The organism is Pseudoalteromonas umbrosa (assembly GCF_030125375.1).
Taxonomy (GTDB): Bacteria; Pseudomonadota; Gammaproteobacteria; order Enterobacterales; family Alteromonadaceae; genus Pseudoalteromonas; species Pseudoalteromonas umbrosa.
Genome location: NZ_JASJUU010000003.1, coordinates 14,247 through 40,337, shown reverse-complemented (window position 1 = coordinate 40,337; position 26,091 = coordinate 14,247). Strand labels below are relative to the sequence as shown.

Annotated in this window: 17 protein-coding genes; 2 read left to right on the top strand and 15 right to left on the bottom strand. The window is 39.8% G+C overall.

The genetic code is table 11. From position 1 onward, the window contains the following. Window positions 1-26: 26 nt before the first annotated feature. The 4 genes from QNM16_RS10310 to QNM16_RS10295 all read right to left on the bottom strand — a co-directional run bounded on the left by QNM16_RS10310 (window position 27) and on the right by QNM16_RS10295 (window position 6,841). A complete protein-coding gene (locus tag QNM16_RS10310) occupies window positions 27-3,149 on the bottom strand; it encodes an efflux RND transporter permease subunit (RefSeq protein WP_284020400.1) in 3,123 nt (1,040 codons plus the stop codon). 5 nt (window positions 3,150-3,154) lie between these two features. Beyond that, on the bottom strand, window positions 3,155-4,234 hold the full coding sequence (locus QNM16_RS10305) for an efflux RND transporter periplasmic adaptor subunit (protein ID WP_284020399.1): 1,080 nt from the start codon (window positions 4,232-4,234) through the stop codon (window positions 3,155-3,157). Window positions 4,235-4,432: 198 nt separating this feature from the next. Beyond that, window positions 4,433-5,638 carry an alkaline phosphatase family protein gene (locus tag QNM16_RS10300; RefSeq protein WP_284020398.1) on the bottom strand — a complete coding sequence of 402 codons (1,206 nt, stop codon included), beginning with the start codon at window positions 5,636-5,638 and terminating at the stop codon, window positions 4,433-4,435. A 162-nt stretch (window positions 5,639-5,800) separates the two neighbouring features. Then, window positions 5,801-6,841: a S66 family peptidase gene (locus tag QNM16_RS10295; RefSeq protein WP_284020397.1), complete on the bottom strand. Its 1,041-nt coding sequence runs from the start codon at window positions 6,839-6,841 to the stop codon at window positions 5,801-5,803. Window positions 6,842-7,160: 319 nt separating this feature from the next. On the opposite strand from QNM16_RS10295, the gene QNM16_RS10290 reads away from it, so the two are divergent. Both QNM16_RS10290 and QNM16_RS10285 read left to right on the top strand, forming a co-directional pair. Further along, window positions 7,161-10,616, top strand: coding sequence for a PKD domain-containing protein (locus tag QNM16_RS10290; protein WP_284020396.1), 3,456 nt, complete (start codon window positions 7,161-7,163; stop codon window positions 10,614-10,616). Window positions 10,617-10,723: 107 nt separating this feature from the next. Continuing rightward, complete coding sequence (locus QNM16_RS10285) at window positions 10,724-11,356, top strand: hypothetical protein (RefSeq protein ID WP_284020395.1); 633 nt, start codon at window positions 10,724-10,726, stop codon at window positions 11,354-11,356. A 36-nt stretch (window positions 11,357-11,392) separates the two neighbouring features. Here the strand turns inward: QNM16_RS10285 and QNM16_RS10280 are convergent, their stop codons facing one another. From QNM16_RS10280 to QNM16_RS10230, 11 genes are all read right to left on the bottom strand, one after another. After that, window positions 11,393-12,019: a LysE family translocator gene (locus QNM16_RS10280; protein ID WP_284020394.1), complete on the bottom strand. Its 627-nt coding sequence runs from the start codon at window positions 12,017-12,019 to the stop codon at window positions 11,393-11,395. A 493-nt stretch (window positions 12,020-12,512) separates the two neighbouring features. After that, the gene (locus tag QNM16_RS10275) at window positions 12,513-12,950 is read right to left on the bottom strand and encodes a hypothetical protein (protein ID WP_284020393.1); all 438 of its coding nucleotides are present in this window, start codon (window positions 12,948-12,950) and stop codon (window positions 12,513-12,515) included. A 1,123-nt stretch (window positions 12,951-14,073) separates the two neighbouring features. Next, window positions 14,074-14,835, bottom strand: coding sequence for a hypothetical protein (locus QNM16_RS10270; RefSeq protein WP_284020392.1), 762 nt, complete (start codon window positions 14,833-14,835; stop codon window positions 14,074-14,076). A gap of 365 nt (window positions 14,836-15,200) precedes the next feature. Further along, entirely contained in the window at window positions 15,201-17,423 is a 2,223-nt protein-coding gene (locus QNM16_RS10265) for a DUF6351 family protein (RefSeq protein WP_284020391.1), read from the bottom strand. 292 nt (window positions 17,424-17,715) lie between these two features. Next, window positions 17,716-18,297, bottom strand: a complete 582-nt coding sequence (locus QNM16_RS10260; RefSeq protein ID WP_284020390.1) for a hypothetical protein — start codon at window positions 18,295-18,297, stop codon at window positions 17,716-17,718. 45 nt (window positions 18,298-18,342) lie between these two features. Beyond that, on the bottom strand, window positions 18,343-18,972 hold the full coding sequence (locus QNM16_RS10255) for a hypothetical protein (RefSeq protein WP_284020389.1): 630 nt from the start codon (window positions 18,970-18,972) through the stop codon (window positions 18,343-18,345). Between the two features lie 218 nt (window positions 18,973-19,190). Then, window positions 19,191-21,683 (bottom strand): TonB-dependent receptor, encoded by a 2,493-nt coding sequence (locus tag QNM16_RS10250; RefSeq protein ID WP_284020388.1) that lies wholly within the window; start codon window positions 21,681-21,683, stop codon window positions 19,191-19,193. A gap of 267 nt (window positions 21,684-21,950) precedes the next feature. Next, window positions 21,951-22,652 (bottom strand): helix-turn-helix transcriptional regulator, encoded by a 702-nt coding sequence (locus QNM16_RS10245; protein ID WP_284020387.1) that lies wholly within the window; start codon window positions 22,650-22,652, stop codon window positions 21,951-21,953. 16 nt (window positions 22,653-22,668) lie between these two features. Beyond that, window positions 22,669-22,983 (bottom strand): antibiotic biosynthesis monooxygenase family protein, encoded by a 315-nt coding sequence (locus QNM16_RS10240; RefSeq protein ID WP_284020386.1) that lies wholly within the window; start codon window positions 22,981-22,983, stop codon window positions 22,669-22,671. 238 nt (window positions 22,984-23,221) lie between these two features. Continuing rightward, a complete protein-coding gene (locus QNM16_RS10235; protein WP_284020385.1) occupies window positions 23,222-24,172 on the bottom strand; it encodes a hypothetical protein in 951 nt (316 codons plus the stop codon). A 635-nt stretch (window positions 24,173-24,807) separates the two neighbouring features. Next, window positions 24,808-26,091 (bottom strand): DUF1554 domain-containing protein (locus tag QNM16_RS10230; protein WP_284020384.1); only part of this gene is annotated, 1,284 nt, incomplete at its 5' end.

The following is a 26,091-nucleotide window of genomic DNA, read 5'->3' as shown; positions in this document are numbered from 1 at the left end:
AGGAGCCGAAGCTCCTTTTTGTATCACTACCTTACTCGCTTATTACTTAGCACACTGACCAACAGAGCTGGTAAGAAAGTTAAACTAAGCAACATCGAGAACACAATACCGCACAGTACAATGATACCTACACCGCGGTATAACTCTGTGCCATCACCTGGAATAAAGACCAGTGGTGCAAGACCAAATAATGTGGTCGCTGTCGACATCAAAATTGGCTTTAATCGCGTCGCTACGGCTTGTTTAACTGCCGTGACAACCTCCATCCCTTGGTCAACAATCAACTTACGGGTTTGATCAACAATTAAGATTGGGTTGTTTACCACCGTACCTAATAAAATCAAGAAACCCAACATAGTGATCATGTCAAAAGGTTGATGGAATGGCGTCATACCAAAGTTAGCTAATAGCGCATTGACGCCGTTAACCGAGATCAAACCTAGTAAGCCGCCAGCCATGCCTAGCGGCACGGTTGCCAGAATAAACAACGGGTAGCGCCAGTGTGTGAAAATAGCCACCAGCAGTAAGTAGCTCAGTACCAGTGCAACAACAAAGTTACTCGATAGCGATGCTTGAGTTGCTTCTAGCTGATCCGCTGCACCACTGATAGACAGCTTAGTCCCCTGGGCAATTTTGCCTTGCTGCCATAACGCAGGCAGTAACTCGGTACGGACTATTTCTTCAGCGGTTTCCAATGCCACATCTCTTGGCGGAATAATATAAACAGTCACGGTTCTTTTGCCGTCTACTCGACGCAAACTATCACTGTTTTTACTCTCAACCAAATCAGCTAACGCGCTTAAAGGCAGTACATCACCCGATGGTGTCACAATTGGGGACGTCGCTAATTGCTCAATGGTCTGCTGCTCTTTTTGATGGCTAAAGATAAACATATCTATTTTGTCATCATTCAAAATAAACTCATCAACATAAGCACCATCACTGAGTGATGAAATCGTGTAGCCAAATTCATTGGGGCTTATACCAAGCTCAGCCAGTCTTTGCCATTTCGGTTTAATCTCAATCAAAGGCTGATCCAAGCTTAGTGCCCGTGGATCTGAGTTAATTTGAGGGTTATCAAACGTAACTTGAGCCTGCTCGTAAACAGCTTCGGCTGCACGGTATAAGTCGGTCAAATTACTGCCCGCGATATCTACCGCAACTGCTCGTGTACCACCATCATTACTAGAGATAATCGAGCCTCTTGCCGAGAACGCACGCATATTGTCATAGCTTCTAAACTTAGCTGTAATAGCATCCATCATCGCTTGGATATTGTCAGGGTCGGTAGGTGCACTTAAAAACCATATACGGCCAATTGACACAGACATAGAGTAATATGCCAATGGCGGCATGTCCGTTTCGCCGTTATCAAATGCGTCACTCGGCGCGTTGATATGACCGTTAAAATACACTCTCAACTCATCACCTATCTCTTTCATTTCAGATAGGTTGTAGCTAGGCGGCGCAATCATCATAGAAAACGCTTTTGGCTCTTCACCTTCCGGCAAATATTCAGCTGCTGGCATCAAGGCATAAGCCGCACCTAAAATGATAACAACGAAGCCAACGGTAATACCGGTCGCGCGCGCTTTAGATGCAACACAAAACGACACCAAAGCCAACCAGCGCTTTGATAAGGTAACCGTTTTCATTTCCTCTTTACGATTAGGTAAGTTAGCAAGTGTCGTCGGAACAATGAAAATAGCCACTAACATTGAAGCGATAATCGCTGAAGACACCGCTATGGCAATATCTGAGTAAAGCTGCCCAGCTTCTTGCTCCACAAATAAAATCGGTGCAAACACCAGTACAGTAGTCGCAGTGGAGGCCAGTACCGCAGGCCAAACTTCTTTAACCCCTTTAATGGCCGCATGTAACTTACTAGTACCTCGTTTATTCGCTTGTACTATGGCTTCGAGTACCACAATGGTGTTATCTACCGTCATGCCAATTGCAAATGCCACACCTGCCAATGAGATCACATTGATAGTACGATCGAACAAGGTTAAACCAAGAAATGCTGCAACAGTACAGATAGGAATACCAATCACACCGACCAAAGTAGCCCGCCCTGAACGCAGGAATAAAAACATCACCAAGGTCGCAAGCAATGCACCCAAAGCTAGGTTAGTCCATACATTTTTAAGTGAGCTTTCAACGTATTGAACATCGTCACTCATCAAGATAAGTTCTAGACCATTTTGCGCCAACAGCTCCTGATTAATTTGCTCAATCACAGGTAACATCTGTTGTTTGATATCAATCACATTTGAGCCGCTTTCACGACGTACAGATAACCTAAGCGTACGCTCACCGTCAGAATAGGAAATGCCACGAAGTTCAAAGTGATCGAGTGAAATAACCGCCACATCTTTAAGCTTAGTGGTGATCCCTCCTTGCTCTGAGATGATTAAATCTTCAAGTTCATTGAGCTGCTCAAAACGACCCACCATACGCAACAAATATCGGCTCGGGCCGCTTTCAATATCGCCCGCTGAAGCATCGCGGTTGCGCGCTCGAATTGCGCTTCTTAAATCAGTCACACTCAAGCCACGCTGTGCTAACCTGCTTGGATCAACATTAATCTGGATCTGTCTTGCAGCGCCGCCTCCCACGCCCACTTCAGAGACGCCTTGCACACTTTCCATTCTAGGTCTGACGAAGTCTTCTGCAAAATCACGCAACATATCTACGTCAAGATCAAGTGGGTTACCTGTCTGTGGTTTGAGTACAAAATGCATGAATGCGTTAGAAGAGAACGAGCTAGAATAAAGTCGTGGTTGATCTACGTTTTCGGGATAGCCAGGTACCTGGCTCAAAGCATTATTGACTCTAATTAGCGCATCGTTAACATCAACACCAAATGGAAATTCAAGCTGTATTCTTGCCGAGCCCATTTGCGAATAAGACACCATACGCTTTAAGTTAGACAGGCTTCTTAAGTATCTCTCCTGCTCTACAAGGATTTCTTTTTCAACATCTTGAGGTGTAGCACCTGGCCAACCAGTCTGAACTGTAATGGTTCGAACTTCTAGATCAGGGATCATCTGTACAGGAATTTTAAGCGCGGTTACCAAACCCAGAATACATATGATTAAAGAGATGACGGCAACCAATGTGCCACGCTTTACGGCGCTTTCAATCATATCGACTAACCCTTATTCACAGAAATTTCACTGCCATTTTTAAGCAGCTGCACAGCTGTTGTAATAATGGGTGAGGTTAATACACTGCTGTTTCCTGATACGACAGAGATCAGCACTTGCTCACCACGTTGCTCTAATATTCTTACCGTATGCCTTTGCGCCCGACCTTGTTTATCAACAAATACACTCAGTGCACCATCTGGATGATATTTAAGGGCCGACTTTGGCACCCAAACAGCCTGAGTGCCGGTATTAGGTAATTCAAATTCAGCTTGCGCAGACATACCTGCGACAAACCCAGCTTGTGGTGGCACAGCTATATGTACCACAAAGCTACGGGTCCCAGCATTAATCACAGGGACAACCGCCTGAACTTGACCTTTAACCAGCTTACTTTGATCGTGGTCGGGGATAATATTAAGCGATTGAATTTGATTGTTTGAAAAGGCGCTGATGTACTCTTGCGGCACAGCGACGTTAAGCCTTAAATCCTCTGCGGATACTAAGGTAAAAGTATGTGTCTGAGTGGTTACCCACTCACCTAAATCCACATTACGCTTCATCACTACGCCCTCGAATGGCGCGAACAGCGTTTGTCTTCTCAATGTCTCTTTGTTAACAGCCAAGTTTGCTTTCGTTTTTGCAAGCTCAGCTTTGGCGGCAGCCACACTAGCACGTCGCTCAGCCAATAAGGTTGGCGCAACAAACTGTTTTTTAGACAGCGATTCAACTTCTTCTAGCTGTCGTTTTGCCTCCAATAATGCAACATGTGCAGCCGACACAGACGCTTCACTTTGTTCCAACTCGAGTTTCGCTAAAGTTGGGTCAAGTCGCAGTAACGCCTGACCACGTTTAACTACATCACCCACTTCCACCATTAATTCATTTACTACGCCTGCTTCTAGGCTAGCAAGGGTTGCATTTTGGGATGCCTCAACAGTACCACTCAACGCTAATTTATTTTTATATTGAAGATCCTTGGCTTGAAAAACCGCGACTTCTACTGGCGCGCTCCAAGTTGGTGCTGACCACGCCGCAAATACGGACATAGCAACAACGGATACAAACGCAGGCATACAACGCATTTTTACACCTCAAATGATAATTGTTTTTAAACAAGATACACTGAATAAGTTTGTCCAACGCGCAAATTGCGACAAACTCACTAATCTAACGGACGATAATCTAATTATGGTTTTAGAGTGTAATACTCATGTTACAAAAACCCGCTACACGCATATAAATTATCGACGTGTTATATACGTTTACGGTTGATAAAAAGCTTATTTCAGTGCTGACACTAATGTCTTTCCATCTCCATCCACCTTGGACATCAATTTCAATCCTAAAATACTGGCAACGGTGGGGTAAATATCTAAATTATTGACTTCTGGAAGTTTAACCCCTTTTTTAAACGCAGGTCCTATTGCAACAAAGGTCGCGGCCAAATCTTTTGAGTAAGGGTATCCGTGCGCACCAACGTAATCGATTTTCTCATGGGTACCAAATGCATACGGTGGAAATGCTTCAATGATGATGTCTGCCGTTGTATCATCAATTTTGACGCCCCTTGACGCCAAAACCGTATTATTTAGCACTTCAAAACGCTCTTTACTTTGCTCACTCAACGACAACTTTAAGCCCGCAATATCTACTTCAGAATTTGGTTTTTTGTATAAGTGTGTACGAGTGCCGCCATTTTTAACGTCAAATTGTTCTAAATCGAATCCAAGCTTTTCTAAAATAATGGTTTTTTCGGGGTCAACAGACACCATACCATGATCAGATACCAGCACCAGATTTACGTCATGATCCACCTCAGATTTAAGCCTACTCCACAACTGCCCTATTAGCTTATCTACCTCTTGTACAGCTTGATAAGTTTCTGCTGCATCAGGGCCAAAATCATGTCCCATATCATCAACCAGTGAAAAGTACCCAGCCACAAACCTTGGCCTTTGTGACTTTTCAAGCTTTAACCATTCGATAATTTGGTCTATGCGCTTTTGATAGCTGCCTTTTTTTGCGTAACGCATATAATAACTGGGTGTTCTGCCATTAAAACGCGCCCCAGACTCTGGCCAAAAATAGGTTGCTGCTTTGACCCCCTGCATCTCAGCTAAGTTCCAAAGCGGTATCCCACTGAGCCAAGTACTGTCTTTGGTACCTTGGCCCATTTTGTAACATTCTTGACGACGCTTATCACAAAAGTAATTGTCTATAATACCGTGATTTGACGGCAATAAACCGGTGACGATTGAAATATGATTGGGAAATGTTTTCGTCGGATAAACGGGACGCATATGACTTGCCCGTACGCCATTTTTAGCTATCATCGCAATGTTTTTTGCATCGTGCTTTTCAATATAATCCCAACGAAAACCATCAAGAGAAAATAGCACAACACTTTGCTCGCTTTCTTGCGCTAAAGTATTAAAAGAAATAAATAGTGATAAAATAACAGCCAGTATTTTTTTTGAATAGGTCATCCAAAACCTCAAAATAAAAATTTTTGTTATTTTATCTTTTTAAAATGACAAATTAAAAAGGCATGAGGTAAAAAGCGCACATTTGAGACATATAAACAATATGCGCATTAAGACTAAAAAAATCGCTAATATATTTTTATCTATACTCTTTAAATATGATGATTAAATGAGCTTTTGAGTTATCTCGCCCATGCCTTTAATGAGCTTAACATTGGCCATTGCGCCGTTAATAATAGTCAAATTAGGTGCTTGATGGCTAATATCGACATCATATAAAACCGGTATTTCAAGATCTCCTAGCGCTTGGTTTAACGCCATAAGGTCATCATAGCCGTCACCCCGCTTACCCTCTGCTGCAATATTACGCCCGATTAAAATGCCAGTGGCATGTTTGAATGCACCTTTGAGCTTTAAACTTTGCAATGCACGAAAATACTGTGTTGCAGTTAGCTCGCCATTTTCGAAGTAATAAATCGCCGGCTCAAATTCATTTATCAACCGGTTATAGGGTGCAAAATAGTCTGTGCCATACAGTACCATATGTGTATCTAAACACCCGCCCACTAAACGTCCTGAAAACTCAAGAGCAGAAACGTTAAAGCGATTTGTATTAAGTACTTTCCAACAACTTGGCTCTGTTAAATGAAATACGGCGTTAGGTTCTTGACTATAATCCGCATACTGTGGCTCATAATGTGTTGCGGCGTTCTGCTTAAACTCTGAACCTATTGAGGTTGCCAAATGGGTAAATACATTTGCAGTTAAATCATCAGTCTGATTCAAAGCTAACTGCATCAAGTTCGTACAGTGGCAAGTTGCCCAGCCAAGCTTAGAGCTGATAGCACTCAAAACCGTACTAATATCAGAAAACCCCATTAACCATTTCGGCTTAGCTTTTTCCAATTGCTGCCAATCCAGATGCGGTAATAGTTCCATCGCCACTTCACCACCCCACGGAGCCATAATCACATCAATACTGTCATCAAGTAAAAACGCCATAAGTTCCGCCACGCGCAGCTCAGTAGATGCACTCACATGTAGTTGATTGTCACGCAAACATTGCCCCTCTACTACGTGGAACCCGCGTTTAGATAAATCATTTAACACAATGTCTAATCGAGTATGGCATGCTTTGGGTACACCTGAAGAAAAAGCAGTAATGGCAATTCTGTTGCCGGGTTTTATTGGCTCTGGGTACAACATCAAAGTTCCTGTTTTTATTTCTTATATTTATCAAATAGCTTATCGCTATTTATAACATAACATATTGAATTTAAAACTAATCAAATCAGTTCTTAAAGTCAATTACAATCACATCACTATAAAAGTTTGCAATGCTAATGAACGCTTACTCCGCGTGCTTGTAAAATGATTCAATACCCCTGTCCGCAAACAGTATACTTTTTAGCTCAAGTTCACTAAATAACCTGTAAGAATTCCGCACGTTGACTATGCTTATTGAACCCAATAAATATTCTCAAAACCTGCACAGTTTGTATCGTGTGTTGCGGAGGAAAAAACCATGTTTTATTCACGTAAAAGGATGCACCTCATACTAACTTGGGTGCTAGGTGTTAGTATTGCTGGCTGTGGAGGAGGAGGTTCTGATAGTGGCTCACCATCAACGCCTTCTACACCATCAACTCCTAGCACGCCACAAAACGCCGCGCCCTCGGTTACTATTAGTGGTGAAAACTCTATTCAAGAAAAGCAAGAAATCTCCCTCACGGCGCAAGCAACTGATAGCGATGGCACTGTTGATTCATTTTCATGGCAAATCGTTGCCGGTCCCTCGACGACGCTATCAAATTCCGCAACCAATACAGTGACATTTATCACGCCGGATATTTCAGAAGACTCAACAATGACACTGCGAGTTACAGTGGCGGATGATGACGGTGCAACCACAAGTGCAGACTTTAACCTAAACGTCACTAGAATAGTAAAGTCCGTAACCATCACTGGGTTAGTCACTGACGAGCCAATCCCCAATGCTGCCCTCACTATATTTGTTGGCGATCAGAGTTTTGAGTTATCCGCTGATGAGACTGGAACCTATAACTATCAGCTTGATGTGGATGAATCCATGGTAGACGACTTGGTTAGGATCAGAGCAAAAGGCGGAAGCGCTCAATCTGAGGTAGAGTTTTACTCACAGCTACCGAGCTTTTCATCAATCGAAGTACAGGCTGGCGACGATGGTGTCCTAAACAAAGACGACAACTTTGGCGTTAACATCACCAATGTGACGACTTCTGAATATGCATTGATCACTCGAGAAGCGGGCACTCCGCAAAGCGAAACATCACTAAACAATGCCCTTGTAGGTATTGATGCCGACGAAAAACTTACGCTTGCGGCTTTGATTAAGATTGTAGTCGATGGTGAAGGAGATAATGCCTTTAGTTTGCCTGAAGGGGTTAATTCAACATTTGAGTTGGTATCAACACCTACAGCAGTGACCGAGCTCACCGATACCATTAATGACAAAAATCCATCCCTCATAGCGAGTACTAAAAATAGCATTAAAGAGGATAGTGACTTAGTAGATAGCGGCCAATCGGACCTTATTGGTAGCTTTTTAATAGGCTCACCTAAATATTTCTCTTCTTTATTTTTTGAAGCGACATTTAATCAAGACAATACTGGAACATTTGCAGATTATACAAGTGGTAACATGACTTGGTCACAAGATGACAAAGGAAAAGTCACGCTTACTTTTGGTGAAGGCATACGAAGTAAAATCTATTCTTGTAAAAATTCAGAAAACACCTATTTTGCTTGCTATTACAAATTCAAAAGCGGCGCGTTCACGATTTATGATGAAAATACCTCCGCTAAAGCCATCAGTATTGAATTTATGGGAGATGAGTACACAGCTGATCTTGATGGCAATGAAACGCTAATCAACAGTAATGTTGAAATGTCCTATGAACGCTCCATGATCGACAAAGCAAAAACAATCACGCCAACTGCAACCAACTTTAGTGGCGTCTGGTATATCAGTGAGCTATTTAATAATTCCAGCGATAAATTTGCGAGTAAAGTAACTTTTAATCAAGATGGTAGTGGTAGTGCCCAGACTTTAGAAAGCACAACTCGCAGCTTCACTTGGTCACTGGATGAAAACGTTTTAAAAATTACACTGAGCGCAACCGACAGCCTGTCAGCTCAGACACTCACATACTGGCTCACTAAAAATATTGATGCGGGGCATCAATTCTGGGCTACCACTGATATTACTGGTGATGGAGAATATCGAAGACGAGCTGGATTACTCATGCCGGAGCAATCAATTACACTGGAAAGTAGCGATGTTTTGGGCCGCTTGAATAGCTATCTTGGAGAAGACCTCTCTCAGAACTATTTTGTTGATAACTATATCAACGGGACCACTTACAGCTTCCTTTCAAAGACAAGTCAGACTTGGCAATTTTCTGGACGCACACTCGATATTATGGACTATCGCTACGGTACACTAACTAATTATACTATCGTACGCCAATGTCCAGAAAACACATCACCTGACATGTGTCGTCTCAATAATCATCAGAAAATAGAAATGATCCGTCGCAGCGGTGACACTTGGTACGCACGGCAAAGTTACCCTATTCTAAATGGTGCTGAATCTAAGTTCTCCACACTTACAAAATTTGTGAAATCTAGTTCAACGCTAGATAAGTTTGAGTATGTTTGGTTAAACAATCGTTATATGTACTTCGTACAAGACATGCAGGTTCAAACCAATCATTTTACCACTCAAACAAATGAAGATGGCATTATAAAAAGGACTGTAACGACCAATAACATGGATACGGCTGACTACTCTATCTCAGACGGAAAACTCATAATAGATCAAATGGGCTCCGTTGGTATTACAGAGATTCAAAGTTTCGATAGAGATTACCTTAAAGTGTGTGCATATGTGCAAGGCACAAACTGTGATTTAGGCGAAGTCAGAAACCTTTATTTTGACAATAACGTCGCTTCTAGAAATATATATACACTCCCAGCCTCAATGCAATATGCAATCAATGGTGCTTGGTATCAACCTAGCTCACCTAACTTTGTCATCATTATTAGAGATGACACTTGGGTGCACATGGAGCTCAAAACCGACAATGACCCACAAGGCTTTGCTGGTTTGGAAATTGGATACGTTAACTGGGATGAAGCAACTGGTGACTTGTTTGTCAGTAAAGTAGTAGATACCAATGGCGTATACGGATTTGATGATAACTTGGCACACAAAGCAACCGTAAATGGAAATACAATGACACTAGAGGTTGAGGGCGAATCCCCTATCACCTTTGAACGCTTGCTGGATGACAATGACCCTCGAGTAGGCGGTTTTGTAGAATACCCTCTCACAACCGATCGAGTATGGGTGTCAGTATTTTTACCAGATAATAAGTTTTTTGAAGCAGAGTATGACCCCGCAAACTCAGATGGACCAGGGATCAACTATGGCTCATACGTTTATAATAACGATACGGGTTTAGCAACGCTCACTTTTGAAGTTAACCAACTTAACACCGACGATGCTTCATTCTTTATGTATCAAGCGGGACCCGACGTCATTCATTGGAAAGACATGGAAGAAGTTGGTGCAGTCGTTCGCACCAAGTCAAATAGCGATCAACCTTACTTTAACGGTCTTAAAATCCATTTCGAACGTTTTGCTCTGATTAATGGTGACACCACCCACTACATTGACTTTAAAGGAGATAGTACAGCTGACTTTGTCAGTGACGGACAAACACGCTCATTCACATGGAAAGTCGTACTTGGTCAAATTCATCTTACGGCAATCACCCCAAGTGCTGGTTTGCAAGTAGAAGCATACGTGATAACACCAACAAGTATACTTGATGATGGTTGGAACGTAGATGTTATTAAGCTAGAACACCCACTTGATTCTACTGACAATGACAGTACAGATAACCATACTAGATTTAGCGGCAGTATGCGACGTTAAATAAAATCCCCCTAGTGAAAGCGCGGCCAAATGTGTCGCGCTTTTTTATGTAGTACAGGTATGCATTTTGCTTAGTTATCACTAATTGCAATGGATGGTTGATTACTATGAAACTGACACCTGAAGAGCTCAAACTACTTCATGAAGTAGAAACAAACCACTTTGATGAACAAGACAGCTTAGTGCAGCATAAGCACAGCATAGAACAGCTAAAAAAGCGCATTTACCAATTATGGTTAGTGGAGCCACTGGCACTTTATTTGGCGCATAATCAATACTTCGCAAAAAAGTCATATATTGACAGTATATTATTAGGGCAAGAGGCGTATCACAATGATATATACGAGCATAAAATTTCAACGCTATTGACGCTTATCAATAAGCTTCCAGACATTGTTGATAAAAGTAGATACCCGAGAAACTGGCGTTTTTATCCATCGCCATCAATTACATTTTCTCTGACTTATCCAAAAATTATTTGCTCAGTTCAAAGTCTATCATTGTCAGGGGCCTGTGTTGCCTCATTCCCTTTAAGTGGTGCTGAACATGTGAAATACTTTGCAAAAAAACATGCATACCTAGAGCTGTCTGACGACTTGCATATCCATGTCTATGTAGAACGAGCAATAGCACGTAACCAAGACTATATTGCGCTGCAGTTTAATCATCACACAAGGGAAAACCCGATGTTAAAGCTGCTTATACTCACTCATTATTTAAACTCAAGAATCACAAAGTAATTGCGGCACTTCCCTGCCGCTAATTAGGTTTGGGATTTAAAAAGTCTGATAAAGCACTCTCAAAGCTAATAACATAAACGCAATACCTAAGACTTTAGATATAACGCCTTGCTTTGACCCCAAGTCAAAACGCTTTGTCGCTGATGATGCTGCAACTGACACTAATACAAACCATATTGCATCTATAATAAATACCGTAAAACACATCAAAAAGGCGAGTGTAAATGTCATCGCATCTGGATCAATGAACTGAGAGAAAAGTGCAACAAAGAATATTGCAGTTTTAGGGTTCACAAACGCTACTGTGAAACCTTCTCTCGCAGCAGATAACCAATCTGTTGTCGTTTTATTTATTACTTCACTTCCATTTAGCTCTGACGGCTTACAAGTCAATATTTTAAAACCAAGATAAGCCAAGTATGCAGCACCAAAATATAATAGTAGTGTATAAACAGTCGGAAACTGTGCAATCAAACTTGCGAGACCAAGTACTGAAAGCGCCGCATAGCTGCCAACACCAAAGGCATGGGCAATACTTGCAGATATTCCGGCAGCAGGACCACTGTTCATACTATGCTTGAGCACCACTGCCAAACTTGGCCCTGGTGACATCGCACCCAATGTACAAATAAGTGCTAAACTCAACCATGCTGATAATTCCATATTTACCTCCGCAGAATTTCAGCCGCGAGTTTACCTAAAATAGTCATGCATTGTGAACAACAATTTACGCTTAGTGGTCACATAAGTAATAAGCTATATCTTGGTCGTTGCCTGATAAAAACTAAGTGACTACCCATTACGGTCACCATAGTGCTACTATATCGATTAAACAATCGTGTTATAAGTATCTAATTAATAAGTAGTCAACCTTAAAAAGCTTACTGACAACAATCGAATATACAGACAATATTTCCTAGCCGATAAAAAGCAAAGTGCAGATTGGTTTCGCATTAACTTTGTTAGCAGGCTCTTAATGAAATAGCCTATATCTAAATAGCTACCCCTTTGTTTTCTAGTTAAAAAAATTACATTAACAGCCCAACATTGATAAAAAGTTGACTAGGAAACGATTAAAACCTAGTGCGATTGCTCCCTGAAAGCGTTTTATTTAATTGTATATAGAGCATAAAAATCAGTATCTCCCTATTTAAGACTATTCATTAGCCTTAATTGTAAGACCTTGAAAATGACCCACCAAATGTTGCTGGCACGCACTTCCAAACAACTCTAGCGGTATACTTGCTATTTTCGGTTCATTTTGATTTTTATAAGCTATTTCAATGTGGTTATGCTCTATTTTTATAATTTCAATATCGCTATATTGAATGATTTCTCTAACTCCAAGTGGCGCTAACTTCAGCTCTGCAAATGTTGAAAAAAGTTTTACCGGCTTGTGTCTCACATAGATTGAGTAGTTAATAGTATAAGTTATGCCAAATAAAATTAAGTAACCAAGTATATTAACTCCACTTAACAAACCAGCAATACCAAAGATAATCGAAAACCCGCCAATAAATGGCATTATGGTGGTCCCCCAAAACAACTTTTTTTTATACACATGCAGAGGTAACTGTTTTACTTTTTCATTCATGTTAAATCCCTTTCTACTTACATAACCACACCATCAAGAGCTGAACACATCACTGATATTTTGATGGCATCGTACAAGACTTATTGAGCAATAAATTAAACTATTCGGATAGTTTGAAAAACGCTATTTGCTATAAATACTGGCCCTAATGTGGCCTAGTAGCTTATGAGAATTAAAGCTGACTGGTCAATTTACTTTTTTTCATTGTTTTTACATTTTGCACGTTCGATATCAATAGACATGTAGCTACTTTTCTAGATGGAAATAACTAAACACAGCTTAAAAGTCGAGCTTAACATGACAATGTTTTTCCTTTTGGGAAAAAAATACCTAAAATTAAGATTTATACCGGCTAAAAATAGACTTTATTTTAAGGCATGTACTTTGCTGTTTTAGATGTTTATGTACTAGGAAGATAAGTAATAATTTTACATTTTAGTTTATCACAAATAACCTGCCTCAGAGCTATGAATAAGTCGGTATCAGACAGTAATGTACAAAAAAACCAACGACAAGCAAGTCGTTAAGAGTTCGCAACTTTTTGGACAACTAGGGAGTCATTATTCCATACATCGAAGTAAATCCTGAATTTGCACAAAAAATAGTGAAAGATGTAGCTTCCCTCCCCCTACAAGTTTTTCAATGATTCATCTACCTATCACGACTGGAAAACTAATACACTTGAGTTTGATGGTATAGCGAAAAGGTAACTAAATTAAGAGTAAGAATATACATGAGTATGAAAGCTCGCTGTTTGTCAAACACGTACCCATATAAGTAGCTGATGACTTTCAATCACCCACTATCCATAGGCTTTCAAGCCAAATCTGGCATGCTAAAGATTAACAAATAGAGCTATATATAACAGTCACTGCAAGCTTCAATATAATATAAGTATAAAAAACTAAAATATAGTAAGTAGCCAATCTAAACTGGTTTCAATACAATCAAATTAAAATTAACATAATCTCAATGGAGCAATTTAAACTATTGGTAGCCATAAACTAAGACCAAAATGGTAGCTGTATGCTTTATGACATTTTAGATAACGAAAACTACCATTTTACCCTGCCATACACAGGGCAATATATACTATTCAGTTAATAAGGCATCAGCATTCATATTAACTAGACAGCCTCACCTCAAAAGCATCTGAGTATCGCTCTTGTATCGCTCTTGCACGACTACCATTTACATATGCTTCAGGGACTGGGCTATATCTAATTCTTTCTATGTATACCTCACCCTCACATGTCTGCTTTGTATTCAGAGTATCTTGCTCAAAGCCCTCTAAAGCAGATAAGTCTATTTTTAAGTTTCCGTCATCTTCTATGTCACGAAAATTTTCGACGATACTTTGCTCGTTTCCTTCTTTGTTTTTGCACCTAACGGTCAATACAACGTCTAGTCGAGTATCAGTCGCAGTATCAGCAGTCCAATTAACTTCTATAGTATCTTTTTTATAAAATGACTGATTTTTTTGTGGCGTGATTATATTAAAAGGAGCAGGGAGTGTAAGGTTTGTTTTAATTACGTCGTTCGTTTCTGACCTAGAAAAAGTCACCGTAAAGTCAGTATCTTTACCCGCTACATTAAACGTTGCACGATAATCAATATCTAATAAACTATCGTCTATTTTTAAATCTTTAGTAACGCCAGATGCCGTCGCTTGCAGCTTGTCATTATCCGATAATTTAATATTATTCCCATTTCGAGAGCTAACATTCAATTCAGCAATAACGCGGCTGTCTTCACCTTGTGAGGTCACATATATGTCAGCCCAAATAGCATCTGTTTTCACACTGCTAGACTCTGTCGTTTCAGTTGAACAACCTGCCAGCGCTAGAATTGAGAAAGGAATTACTGAGAGTGTTTTAAAGTTCATAATTGTACCTATGGTTCCATGGTGCAATCTATGATAGGCGTAATTAAGCTATACTCAAATAGTAAATAACACTTTAATACAATTTAATACAATACTTTTAATAAGTAATTATCAAAAATGAAGGCCAAGAATAAATGCTAAATTGAACATCCTTGTTCAGGTAAAAATCTAGTTCACTTTATTGGAACAATATGAATATAAAATGGATTTTTATTTATAGCAATACAAAAATAAAAATACCTTGTTTTTTCTATCACCGAAATAAAAAAACAAATAAAAGCAAAAGGTTATAAAGATATAAAACATCACCAACAAACCAGAAAAAAGAACTTAAACTTTAAAAAGACACCGTTATAAAGTTGTAATTAAGGTAAGTTCGATTGTTTATTCACCATGCGTAATTCAACGCCTTGTTGGCGAAACTTCTCATCCAAATATTCTGTGATATGGGCATTAGGTAGTCCTATATCTCTCCCACCATAGTCGCAAACACCTTGAGGGAAAATACGTTGTAGTGTTGAAAGATGCTCAGCTATGTTTACTTTTCCATATATACCTTGTTCTACGGCTTTTTTTACGGAGATCAGTGGACACTTAAACATAGTGCCGGCCCAATGGCCTCCGGCTTCAATTCTACTTGTGCTAAACATTGGAAAACGGCTTTGGCAAATACCCTCTTTACGATTATTCCATTGTCCATCGAAAACGCCTTCTCCTACTCCATAAATACTGCCGTCTTTATTAAAACATGTATCTTTCAAGGATTCTGGCTTGGCAGTTATTGTAGTCAGTGTTTCTTCAGATTTTAGCTTTGACAACCATTTATCCATCATGTCAAATGCTTGTTTTGTCGGATCAAAATCTTTATGCGCAACCCATATCACATGATTTCTGCTATGCCCTTTTGCATCCTGAATACGAAGCCGGCTATAAAATGATGCTGACATATGGTGCATATCAAGTTCATTCTCTAAATAATGTCTCGCATCTATCACTGGGAGGTCAATATTTCCAATAAACACTTGCCCAGATTTGTAGGCTTGATTCATTGCTTTAATAGAGCCGACATGTCTTGGGGCAACTTCATCAATTGGTGTGGTAATATTGTGATTCCCCCACAATGTAAGCCAAATGGGCAGCTTGTGGCCAAACGGTAAAACTATTTCCTCCTGTCGCATCTGTTGCTGCGGCTTCCAACTACCAATATGTGCGTTTAAATGTAAGAATTCATCAAGTGTTATCTTTTCAGCTTTAAGTGCATTAAGTCCATACTGCACACCTACATTGTCCCAAGTACTTAAACCAAACCCATTTTCATCAATACCAAAAACATGCGACATATCTTGCCAATAACTCCATTTTGTTTCATCAACAACATGTTTTGCGTAGTGCTCTCTGATAAACCCTTGCTGTGGGTTGTTGATGAAAGCTGACAGTCCAAAATACCCATTAATGCACTCGCTGCTTCCCTTTGGAAAACTGGGCGTAAACCCCGACATCAGCTGATTTATCGGCTGTAAAAACCCGCCTTTTTGAGGGAAACCATTGATCGCATTCATCCCCTCAATAAGTCGCCGCTTTTCCCAATCTCGCCATGTGCTTTTATCCGCAGCCCTAAATGTAAAATAGTTATTTAACAAATCACAATCTAACGCATAAGTCGTCTGCGTTATCATATCTGGGTAACTATACAGAGGTATCAGTCCGTCGAGAATTCCATGGCTATTTTGCGCGATCAAATATTGCGCTAACCCACCACCAGAACCACCCACGCCAACAGTGTAAAGGGGGTTGCCATATAAACTCGTGAACTGTTTTTTAACGCGCCGAGCGGTATCTTCAGCTAACAACATATTATAGGTATAACTGGTTTTATTCCCGCTAGAGCTAATGACTGCGTATCCGTCAAGTAACTGCTGTGCTTGTCGCGTCATAACCCTAGAAGCTTTTTGTCTCCCTTGCCTAAAGCCAATTCCTGAACCACCATTAAACTGATAAATAAGGCGCTTATTCCACTTACTTTTGGCTCGTCTATTATCCACTTCCGTATTTTTTATCGGCATAATTAAAGTATAAATAAAGCGGTTGATTGTCCCTTGCTCGACTCTAAATAATGGTAATTCGGTATGCTTCGCCGTTTTCACATCCGTGACCTTAGAAGCAATATAACTGCTACCTTTTTTGCTCAATGTATAGTAATCAATGCGTGTTTTTACGCCGCAATCTTTACTGTAGCCGATAACTTTATCGCTATCATAAACCGGAACCCCAAGCGCTTCGTAATTATCCACTTCGGGTTGGCCTAACTTTGAGTCTCGTGACATGCAGTAAAAGGGATACTGATTTGGGCCAGAGTATAAGCTCTCGGAAGGACCGATTGCACCAATTTCTATTGGGAACGAAAAATGTTCAGTCGGTCTTATGGCTTGAGAAATGTGACCTTTAAAATCAAGTAGATAATTATTTTTAGATTTGGCTGTGTTTTGAACAGCAAAGTGGCGATCTTCATTTGTAACATCTTGGTATAACCAAAGCATAAAGCCAGCACCAACCAGCAATAAAAAGATCAATATGAGCTTTTTTATCATATACACCTCTATGACTATGCCGTTACTTTAAGTTTAGAGTTGGTCTGACAATTACGTTGTTATATGTTTGTTATTTAAAGTAAACTGAAAAAGATTAATAAATAAAACATGACATTACAGGTTAGCTCTTAAGGAGAAACTTATTTTTAGTTTCAAAGGTAGCTTGACCAAAAGAAGCAAAGTTAACATTGCAAGCTGCCCAGTAAAAAGCCTCCAAAAAGCAAATATTTTATTTATAAAAGGCAGCCCTCCATTCAATTGATGCAGTATCGTTATTGTACTCCATCGGTTTTTAATTTTTTTCTTTAGGCATGTAAGTACCAGCCAATATATTTTCTTGCAATGATGTTAGCTTGTCTCTTTCCATTGCAATTGTGTCTATAAGGACTTGCTTTTCTGATGCTGTTAAACCTTCAGATTGATAAACGTCTTTTTCTAGTAGGCTGAGCATATCCGCACGAACACCTGCTTCTTTATACTTCAGAAAATCGATTCCGAGACTGCTAAATAGTAAGGCTTCATTTACCTCGTCGATCTCAATATCAACTTTTATCGCGATATCTTTTATTTCAATAACAGATTCTTCAAACAGCTGAATTTTTTGGTTTTTCGCACTTTGGCTCTTATCTACTCGCTCTCTGGCATTAGGCAAGACTTGTTCATAATAGTTTCTCTTTGTTTGCTCACTGATGTCATCAAAATTGACATTTAAAGACAATGCCATTAAGTGTTCAGGGACGCTGTTGTTTGGTTTCTCCGTCAAGACGCTTTGCATTACAGAGGCAAAATTGGCGTGCTGTGTCAGTTGGTTACGCATTGAATGTTGTTGAGCCTTTTCAAAAGGCATATGTTTTAACGCTGAAATACTGCTCATGGATATCCTTATTAAGTGGTCATATTAATTGCTACGACGTTGTGATTATGGTTTAAAGTCTATGTCGTCAAAGCGTTTTTTAATTTCGCCTTTATGATCTGTATTTTGCTCTAAATAGGTGCCTGCAAGCATTTCTTCCCGTTGTAACTCCAACACTTCTCGCCTTTCATTCAATACGCTTTTAAGCTTTTCTTTATCACTGGTGAGTAATGTTTTAGAAGTGTTGATGTCTTGTTCCATGAGGTTGAGCATATCAATACGTACACCCATTTCTTTATACTGTAAAAAATCAATACCTAGACTTCCAAATAAGAGCGCTTCATTGATTTCATGTTGTTCAATTTCGACCTCAATGGGTATGTCCATAATTTCGATTGTGGTTTCTTGATACAGTTGTATTTCTTTTAACCTGTCATCTTCTAGCTCTGGGTCAACACGTTCTTTAGCTATCTCAAGGGCAAGTTGATAATACTCATGAGCTTGGTCCGATATTTCATCATAGTTTCGATTGAGAGAAATCGGCATAATGAGATCAGGCTCGGTGACTTCGGGCTTGGCATTTATTGTTTTTTCCATTAGTGACGCGAATTCAGCATGCTTTTCTATGCTACTTTGCACTTTGCTATCTTGGCTTTGAAATATTCTATTGTGATTGAATGCTGCAATTAAGTTCATTGGCGTGTCCTTATCCGGCAATGTCTGTTTAACTCACAATTTATAAGCAACTTATAGGCCAATAGAATCACAAAATAGACAATGAAAAAGTGGATTTTTGCTGAAGTTGAGTGCGCTTAAAACCTGTATTAAAAGTAACAGGCATAAAATTCAATTTCTCTGAATAAAAGGAAATAAAAAAGGCGGCAAATTGCCGCCTCTACATCATCATGTTTTATTTAGAACTGATAGTTAAACGTCAGTTTAGCATTACGTTCATTACCTGGTAATCCACCTAAGAACATCGCTTTACTATAGTATGTTTCATCCGCTAAGTTTTCAATATTCAGTTGGAAATGGTAGTTGTCAAAGTAATAAGCTGCCGCCATGTCCCAACGTGTATAGCCATCAACAACCGCTGTTGGTAAGCCAAAACCAGCACTACTTACTGTACGCTCGCTCACATAATTCATACCAAGACTTAATTCTAAATCTCCTCCCATAATTTGAGGTAGCATGTGTGTGATCCAAGCACCAGCCATTTTTTCAGGTAAGCCTTTCTTATCGACTTCTCTATCTGCAGGATCTTTTTGGCTATTCATCACAGAGATAGCATCTTGGTATGTACCGTTAAGATTTAGTTTCCAAGCGTCATTGAGTACTAGGTTTAAGTCAACTTCAACGCCTTTGGTTGTTTCATTATTGTCGTAAAAATAACGTGGCACATCAACGTTGTAGTCTGTTGAACCTACTTCAGAATTAAATTCAGTATTACTATACCTTAGATTAGTGCGCTTTGTTTCAAAGAAAACAACAGATCCAAGTAAATCTTCTTCAAATGCTGTAAATCTAAAACCTAAATCAAATGACTCTGATTCAGAGTCTGGCTGGTTGGTTTTTTTAGGGATGTTAGTACCATCAATAAAGTCACTTTCATCTTCTAACTTCGAAAGCACACCATAAGCTGTTCTGCCTTTAGAGGCATTAATGAAAGCCGAAAACTGAGGCGTAATTTGGTAGTTTAAACCCACATTGTAGGTCGTACCTGAGTCCTTAGAATCAAGCTCTTTAACTTCCTCATCAGTTCCCAAGTCTTCATATGTTTGCTTAATTTCAGTGTAAGCAGCACCAACTCGAGCAGTCAATGCATCTGTCAAATAAAGTACTTCTTGCGCACTAATACCATAAGCAGTTAATGACTTTTCGTAGTTACTCTTTACAAATGGGTCGTAGTCCATAAAGCTACCAGTTGGCCAAACCGGATTTCTAATATCAAGTATATATGGCAGATTATTACTGCGGCTATCACCGTCTTTATCGTAAGCATGCCACTGTTTAAACGACATCTTTCTATCTTCGTAGTTAACACTTACTAAATGCTCACCACTAATATCACCATAGCTCCAGCCAAGCTGTAAGTCAGCGAAGTATTGCCATGTTTGCTCATCTGAAACAGCACGACGATATTCTTGACGGCGTGCTGAATATGGGTGCAATTCACCGTCTTCAGTCACTACAGGAGCACGAGGATCGGCATTGACAATTGAACCATGTGTTCGATTTGAACGGTCCCAATAAACATAGTTGTATGCACCAGTTTGACGAGTCAAATCAGAATCATATTGGCGCCACAATACTTGCTGAGTCAATGTTGACTCTTCGCCCAAATGCCAGTCATGACGAAGCTTAAAGCGTAGCTCTTGCCCTTCGTTTGGTGTAGAAAGCGGTGATATGAGGCTCGAATCCCCTAAGTCAATTGGATTTAAACCATCCGTTGTTGAAATAGATGCCGCTAACTGCTCTCTCTGTGCGTCGGATAATTGAATACCTAGGTACTCTTTTTTACCGTCTTTGTTGATGATGAATTTAGGATCATTAGGTACGTCTGCACCAGTAAGTTTTCTTGGCTCACCATCAATGCTATCCCAATTAACGATACGTACTGGGTCACCTACAGAGTCTACCTGTACTGCATCATCAATGTATGCCGCAGAAAATAATAAAGCGTGATCTTTTGATGCCTCAAACTTTAGGCTTGCGTACACTTCATCACGATCTTGCTGTAAATCACGGTAGCCATCACTACGCTCGTGGTTAAGTACCACACGGTATGCTAAATCATCTGTAATTGCATTTGTCGCATCTAACATAAGTCCGTAGGTATTCCAGCTGCCTACTTTTGTACTGATCTCATAAGCTTCTTCGAATTGAGGCTTTTTCTCAATAAGGTTGACCACACCGCCAGCAGCACCAATACCATATAAACCAGTAGCAGGACCTTTTAAAACTTCCATACTCTCGATGTTAGTCATAGAGCGAGTTGGGTTGTAGTTATTACCAAGGCTTGCACCGCCGTACATGCCATCGTACGTATAATTTACGCCTAAACCACGAATAGCAAGATTGTCACCAATGCCATAGTTGTTACCAGCTTGAACGAAACCACTCACGTTTCTGATCGCATCTTGCAGCGTATTTGCTGTTTGTGAATCAAGTAAGTCTTTATCAACAATAACCACTGCTGCAGGTGTTTGCATCAACGCCATGTTTGATTTAGTTGCCGTGCCTGATTCTAAAATCAGGGCGTTATGTTTGTTATAAACGCTGATGCGTTCAATATCGTCTTGAGCTTTGTCAGCAGCTTGAGCTGATGCAACAACACCACCTAGTAAAGCAACTTTAACCGCAGTTGCAAGAACACTTTTAGAATTCAGTGAACGAGAGAATTGCATATTACACTCCATACATCGCAATATGATTGTTTATTCGCAGAGAGCGCGCATACTAACAGCGATAGCAAATGATAACAACTCTCATTTGCGTTTAATAAAAGTTGCCAAAGTTAATTCTTGTTACGAATAAAATTAAATGTATTTATAATGTTTACAATGGGTGGGCATTTGTTCTTAATAGTGTGTATTTGGTTGAATAAATAATTCTCAATGTTATATATGTATATTCGGTTAAATAACTCGCTACTGGTCATAGGAGATTGAAATCTAGTTATTTTTATTGTCGCATGCGGCTGACTTAACTAGATCTATGTAATGCAATACGCTCTTTTCTTCTTCCTGTTCAAAATGTGTATGAAGTGCGATTAGCGAAACAATTCTGTCTAACCTAAATTCTCTGTAAGCATTTCTCAGCAAACAGTATGAAATCACAGTCCATTTTCCTCCCCAGTAAACCAGACCTAACGGCTCAATGGTTCTTTCACTTACATCACCTTTTACATCTTGGTAAGTCATCAATAGGTGGTTTTTGTTTTCAATGGCTTCTCGTAGTACCTTATTATGCGCTTGGCACCTGTCGTCATGTTTATAGCCCAGCGCATAGTAGGGAAGATCATCATTTATCTGTTTCATTTTGGTAGGTAAAACAGCTTCAATTTTAGTGATAGCGGACTGGGCATGCTGTGCTTGCTCTGGATCAGAGAATGCTTCGAGCATTCGGCTGCCAATTAGCAATGCTTGAAGCTCCTGTACAGAGAACATCATGGGTGGTAAGTCACACTCACTGATCAAATAACCTATCCCCGCCTCACCTTCTATAGGTACGCCAGACGTTTGTAAATTTTGAATGTCGCGGTAGATTGTGCGCTCAGAAACATTTAACCTTTCAGCCAATTGCTTTGCCGTCACAGCAACTTTACGACCTTTGAGCAAATTGACTAATTGAAATAATCGCTCTGATTTATGCACAATCTTCCTCCTTTAATTAAGCATCACAGCTTTTAGTCACTACATTATGGTGGCTGATCCCAACAGATTCTTTATCAACCAACGCACAATATGCTTTGCAAGCTGGTGCCTCTTCAAATACAGCTTGCATTTTTTTATTATCTTCTAAAGTTTCCCAATAGCTGATATCGACAAATGTATCAGTATCCGCTTGGTGCGCCAACGAACGGTATAAAAAGCCGGGTTGCTTGGCTACAAACTCTTCAAAGTCTGCACTTTTTTCCAGTATTTGCTCTGTTGATACGCCTTCCATTAATTTAAAAGTAACGATTTCAATTATATTCTGTTTCATGTGTATAGCTCCTTTTGTTTATTGGCTTAATTAAAGCAAAAGGTGCAGACAGGGAGTGTCAGTAGTAAGTAATTGAGAATAATCATAGTGGATACTTATTCATCCTCAATAGTGCTTGCAATACGTATGGACAATATAAGTAAAAGCTTGACAGCGCTGAATCAAGACAAGTCTAAATGGCACACAAGCATTTAACGTAAGTGCTGGCTATTTATTTCGACGACCACTCTTTACTTGATTATCTACTCGGATAAAGTGTGCCATTTTCATAGATGGTTTTCAGCCAGCTTTCGTAAAACTGCTGCGCATATACTAACTCTTGTTCAGTCATTTTCGGATATTGCTTTTGCTCAAACCACGCATGACGATTGTACACTTCGTCATCTTCAGTAATTTCCATAAGTAGCTTACTCAAAGCATAAGCCTGCGCAAAGCTGTTTTTCTCTAGCTGCTGTGAGTAATGCATGCTTGATAAAGTCATCATCGCTTTTTCACTTCCATGTTGCGCTGCTTGGTTTAGAAACGCCCACTTTTTTTCTTTGAATCGCGATCGTTGTGCAATATATTCATCTCGATGTTCTCGATTAAAGCCTTGTGTCTTCATATAATACTCAGCCGCTAAGCTACCGAAAGCCTCTTGTGCTGCAACAAAGCCACTATGTGCTGCCTCTTCAAGATACCTTGCATAAGATTGCTTTTGCGCCTTTGTGATCCCTTCGCAATAGTGAAACTGTCTAATTACATTATCAGCGGCCGTGCCTGCATCACTGTATGATGCGATTTCCTCTAGCTTAGTTTGTAGCGCATCACTATCCTGTGGCGCCAAAACACAAAACTTAAAGTTCATCGCAATTATATATTTTGCTTCTAAGCTCCCTTTTTGTGCTTTGGCTTCTAATACATTCAAGTGCTCATAAAATACACCAGATAAACGCCAAATAGGCCGAGACACCACTTTAAGCTGCCCAGTGTGCTGTGCCGTCGTCATTTCAACCTCTTTGCTCGCTGGTATTGTCGGTACCACACTTGTTTCAGCCAAAACTTTTGAAGTTAATATTGGCCCCTCAAGTTCAGTCGAACTCTTCGCTTTATCCCCCCCTAAAATAGGGTCGATAAATACCCACATTTCAACAAAAGCTAAGCTGAATATACCTGCCAATAATAGCCACCGAGCCTTATTCAAGTTCATGATTGAGCCTTCTATATCAAGCACACAAAATCATTTTGAAAAATGAATGCTTGTTGTCATCTTTTAAATTGTTCGTCTAGCGAGTAAACGATATCTAAACAAGGGAATTTCAAGGTATGATAAAAGGCTTGTGAAATATCACAAGCCTTTGCAAGGAAATTAAATGATTCTTACTTTTGCTTTTTTATGCAAAAAATCAGATTTAAAGTGATAAAACACAGCAATACACCATAAAAAAATAAAAATAGGTGTCATCAAAATTCACTCACTGTGCCCTCATAAATTTAAACGCTTAGAATTTAAAAAAATAACACTATAAATTGATATATAGATAAAATTTTAATACCGTATTCATCAATTTTATAACATTACAATGCTTTGACAAGGAAGATTTAAAGCGTACTCGCATTTCACGATATTACTTGCAGATGTATCCCTATAAATATCGTTTATGCTAGAGTGAGTCTTGGTATATTGAGGAATAAATTTATAGATAGAGTAATTATTAGCATAGATGTTCAACCCGATTAACCTTTGTCGTGATTGCTGCCTACTACATGCCAATTTTTCAGCTAATATTCGGAATTACCAAACAAAAGACCTACTCACTGAGTAGGCCTTTTATAATACTAGAGTTACTGCTGAACACAGTACAGTCTAGCTTGTTGATCACACCCTATATTCACATCACTTCTCCAAGTAGAAGAAGTAGAATCAACTAAACCCGTTTGTGCACCTGCAAACGAATACGCATCCCAAGAGCCTGACCCCGTATGAAAATCACCACAGGCTTGCCAGTGGGTAGTACCTCCAAGCGTATTCGTATTGGTCCATGCTGAGCCACTTACAGTATCACCGTTTTGATCCATATTAATCGGTGAATTTAATCTATTCAGAGCTAGAAATGAAGCAAAAGGATAAGCAACTACAGTACCATCAATTTTATAGTATGTATTTTGTGTACTTATAACATTTGAAGCATTGCGTGTTGAGGTGCTAATTAATGCTTTATAGGTTCCCGATGGAAGAATACTACTCTCATTTGCTGCGGTCTGACACTTTTGATCTGCGCCATTTGCACCACCTAAATTACCGTCAAATGTTTGTTTAGTCGCAAAAATTAATTTGTTATTTGTACCTTGCTGCCCTTCAACAAAAAGAGCCCAATATTCTGGATGCATAGTTGGTACAATATTCTGGTCACTGCTTATATCTTGCAATGCAATATACATGTGTCCATTTAAGAAATATCTAGCTACTTCACCAGCTTTATAAGAATGTGCAAAAGCCCACTCAAGTTTGGCTGGATCAAATCGAACTACATTTGTTGTGGCAGTCTCTACATCCGTTTTATTGGCTTTTAAGTTCAGAGAAGTTTCTACGGTTGTTTTATCAGCTTTGCCCGACAATGCTGTATTTACCGCAGCTTGGTCCGCTTTACTTGCTAAAACAGTGTCCATAGTGGTCTTATCGGCTTTAGCTGATAACGCAGTATTTACCGCTGCTTGGTCCGCTTTACTTGCTAAAGCAGTGTCCATAGTTGTCTTATCAGCTTTAGCTGATAACGCAGTATTTACCGCTGCTTGGTCCGCTTTACTTGCTAAAGCAGTGTCCATAGTTGTCTTATCTGCTTTAGCTGACAACGCAGTATTTACCGCTGCTTGGTCCGCTTTACTTGCTAAAGCAGTGTCCATAGTTGTCTTATCAGCTTTAGCTGACAAAGCAGTATTTACCGCTGCTTGGTCCGCTTTACTTGCTAAAGCAGTGTCCATAGTTGTCTTATCAGCTTTAGCTGACAACGCAGTATTTACCGCTGCTTGGTCCGCTTTACTTGCTAAAGCAGTGTCCATAGTTGTCTTATCAGCTTTAGCTGATAACGCAGTATTTACCGCTGCTTGGTCCGCTTTACTTGCTAAAGC

What these genes read in the sequence shown, in the direction of transcription:
- QNM16_RS10260 (WP_284020390.1), bottom strand. Translation starts at nt 18,297, where the DNA reads ATGAGCAGTATTTCAGCGTTAAAACATATGCCTTTTGAAAAGGCTCAA.
- QNM16_RS10240 (WP_284020386.1), bottom strand. Translation starts at nt 22,983, where the DNA reads ATGAAACAGAATATAATTGAAATCGTTACTTTTAAATTAATGGAAGGC.
- QNM16_RS10305 (WP_284020399.1), bottom strand. Translation starts at nt 4,234, where the DNA reads ATGCGTTGTATGCCTGCGTTTGTATCCGTTGTTGCTATGTCCGTATTT.
- QNM16_RS10235 (WP_284020385.1), bottom strand. Translation starts at nt 24,172, where the DNA reads ATGAACTTGAATAAGGCTCGGTGGCTATTATTGGCAGGTATATTCAGC.
- QNM16_RS10300 (WP_284020398.1), bottom strand. Translation starts at nt 5,638, where the DNA reads ATGACCTATTCAAAAAAAATACTGGCTGTTATTTTATCACTATTTATT.
- QNM16_RS10265 (WP_284020391.1), bottom strand. Translation starts at nt 17,423, where the DNA reads ATGATAAAAAAGCTCATATTGATCTTTTTATTGCTGGTTGGTGCTGGC.
- QNM16_RS10270 (WP_284020392.1), bottom strand. Translation starts at nt 14,835, where the DNA reads ATGAACTTTAAAACACTCTCAGTAATTCCTTTCTCAATTCTAGCGCTG.
- QNM16_RS10255 (WP_284020389.1), bottom strand. Translation starts at nt 18,972, where the DNA reads ATGAACTTAATTGCAGCATTCAATCACAATAGAATATTTCAAAGCCAA.
- QNM16_RS10275 (WP_284020393.1), bottom strand. Translation starts at nt 12,950, where the DNA reads ATGAATGAAAAAGTAAAACAGTTACCTCTGCATGTGTATAAAAAAAAG.
- QNM16_RS10310 (WP_284020400.1), bottom strand. Translation starts at nt 3,149, where the DNA reads ATGATTGAAAGCGCCGTAAAGCGTGGCACATTGGTTGCCGTCATCTCT.
- QNM16_RS10280 (WP_284020394.1), bottom strand. Translation starts at nt 12,019, where the DNA reads ATGGAATTATCAGCATGGTTGAGTTTAGCACTTATTTGTACATTGGGT.
- QNM16_RS10250 (WP_284020388.1), bottom strand. Translation starts at nt 21,683, where the DNA reads ATGCAATTCTCTCGTTCACTGAATTCTAAAAGTGTTCTTGCAACTGCG.
- QNM16_RS10285 (WP_284020395.1), top strand. Translation starts at nt 10,724, where the DNA reads ATGAAACTGACACCTGAAGAGCTCAAACTACTTCATGAAGTAGAAACA.
- QNM16_RS10295 (WP_284020397.1), bottom strand. Translation starts at nt 6,841, where the DNA reads ATGTTGTACCCAGAGCCAATAAAACCCGGCAACAGAATTGCCATTACT.
- QNM16_RS10290 (WP_284020396.1), top strand. Translation starts at nt 7,161, where the DNA reads ATGTTTTATTCACGTAAAAGGATGCACCTCATACTAACTTGGGTGCTA.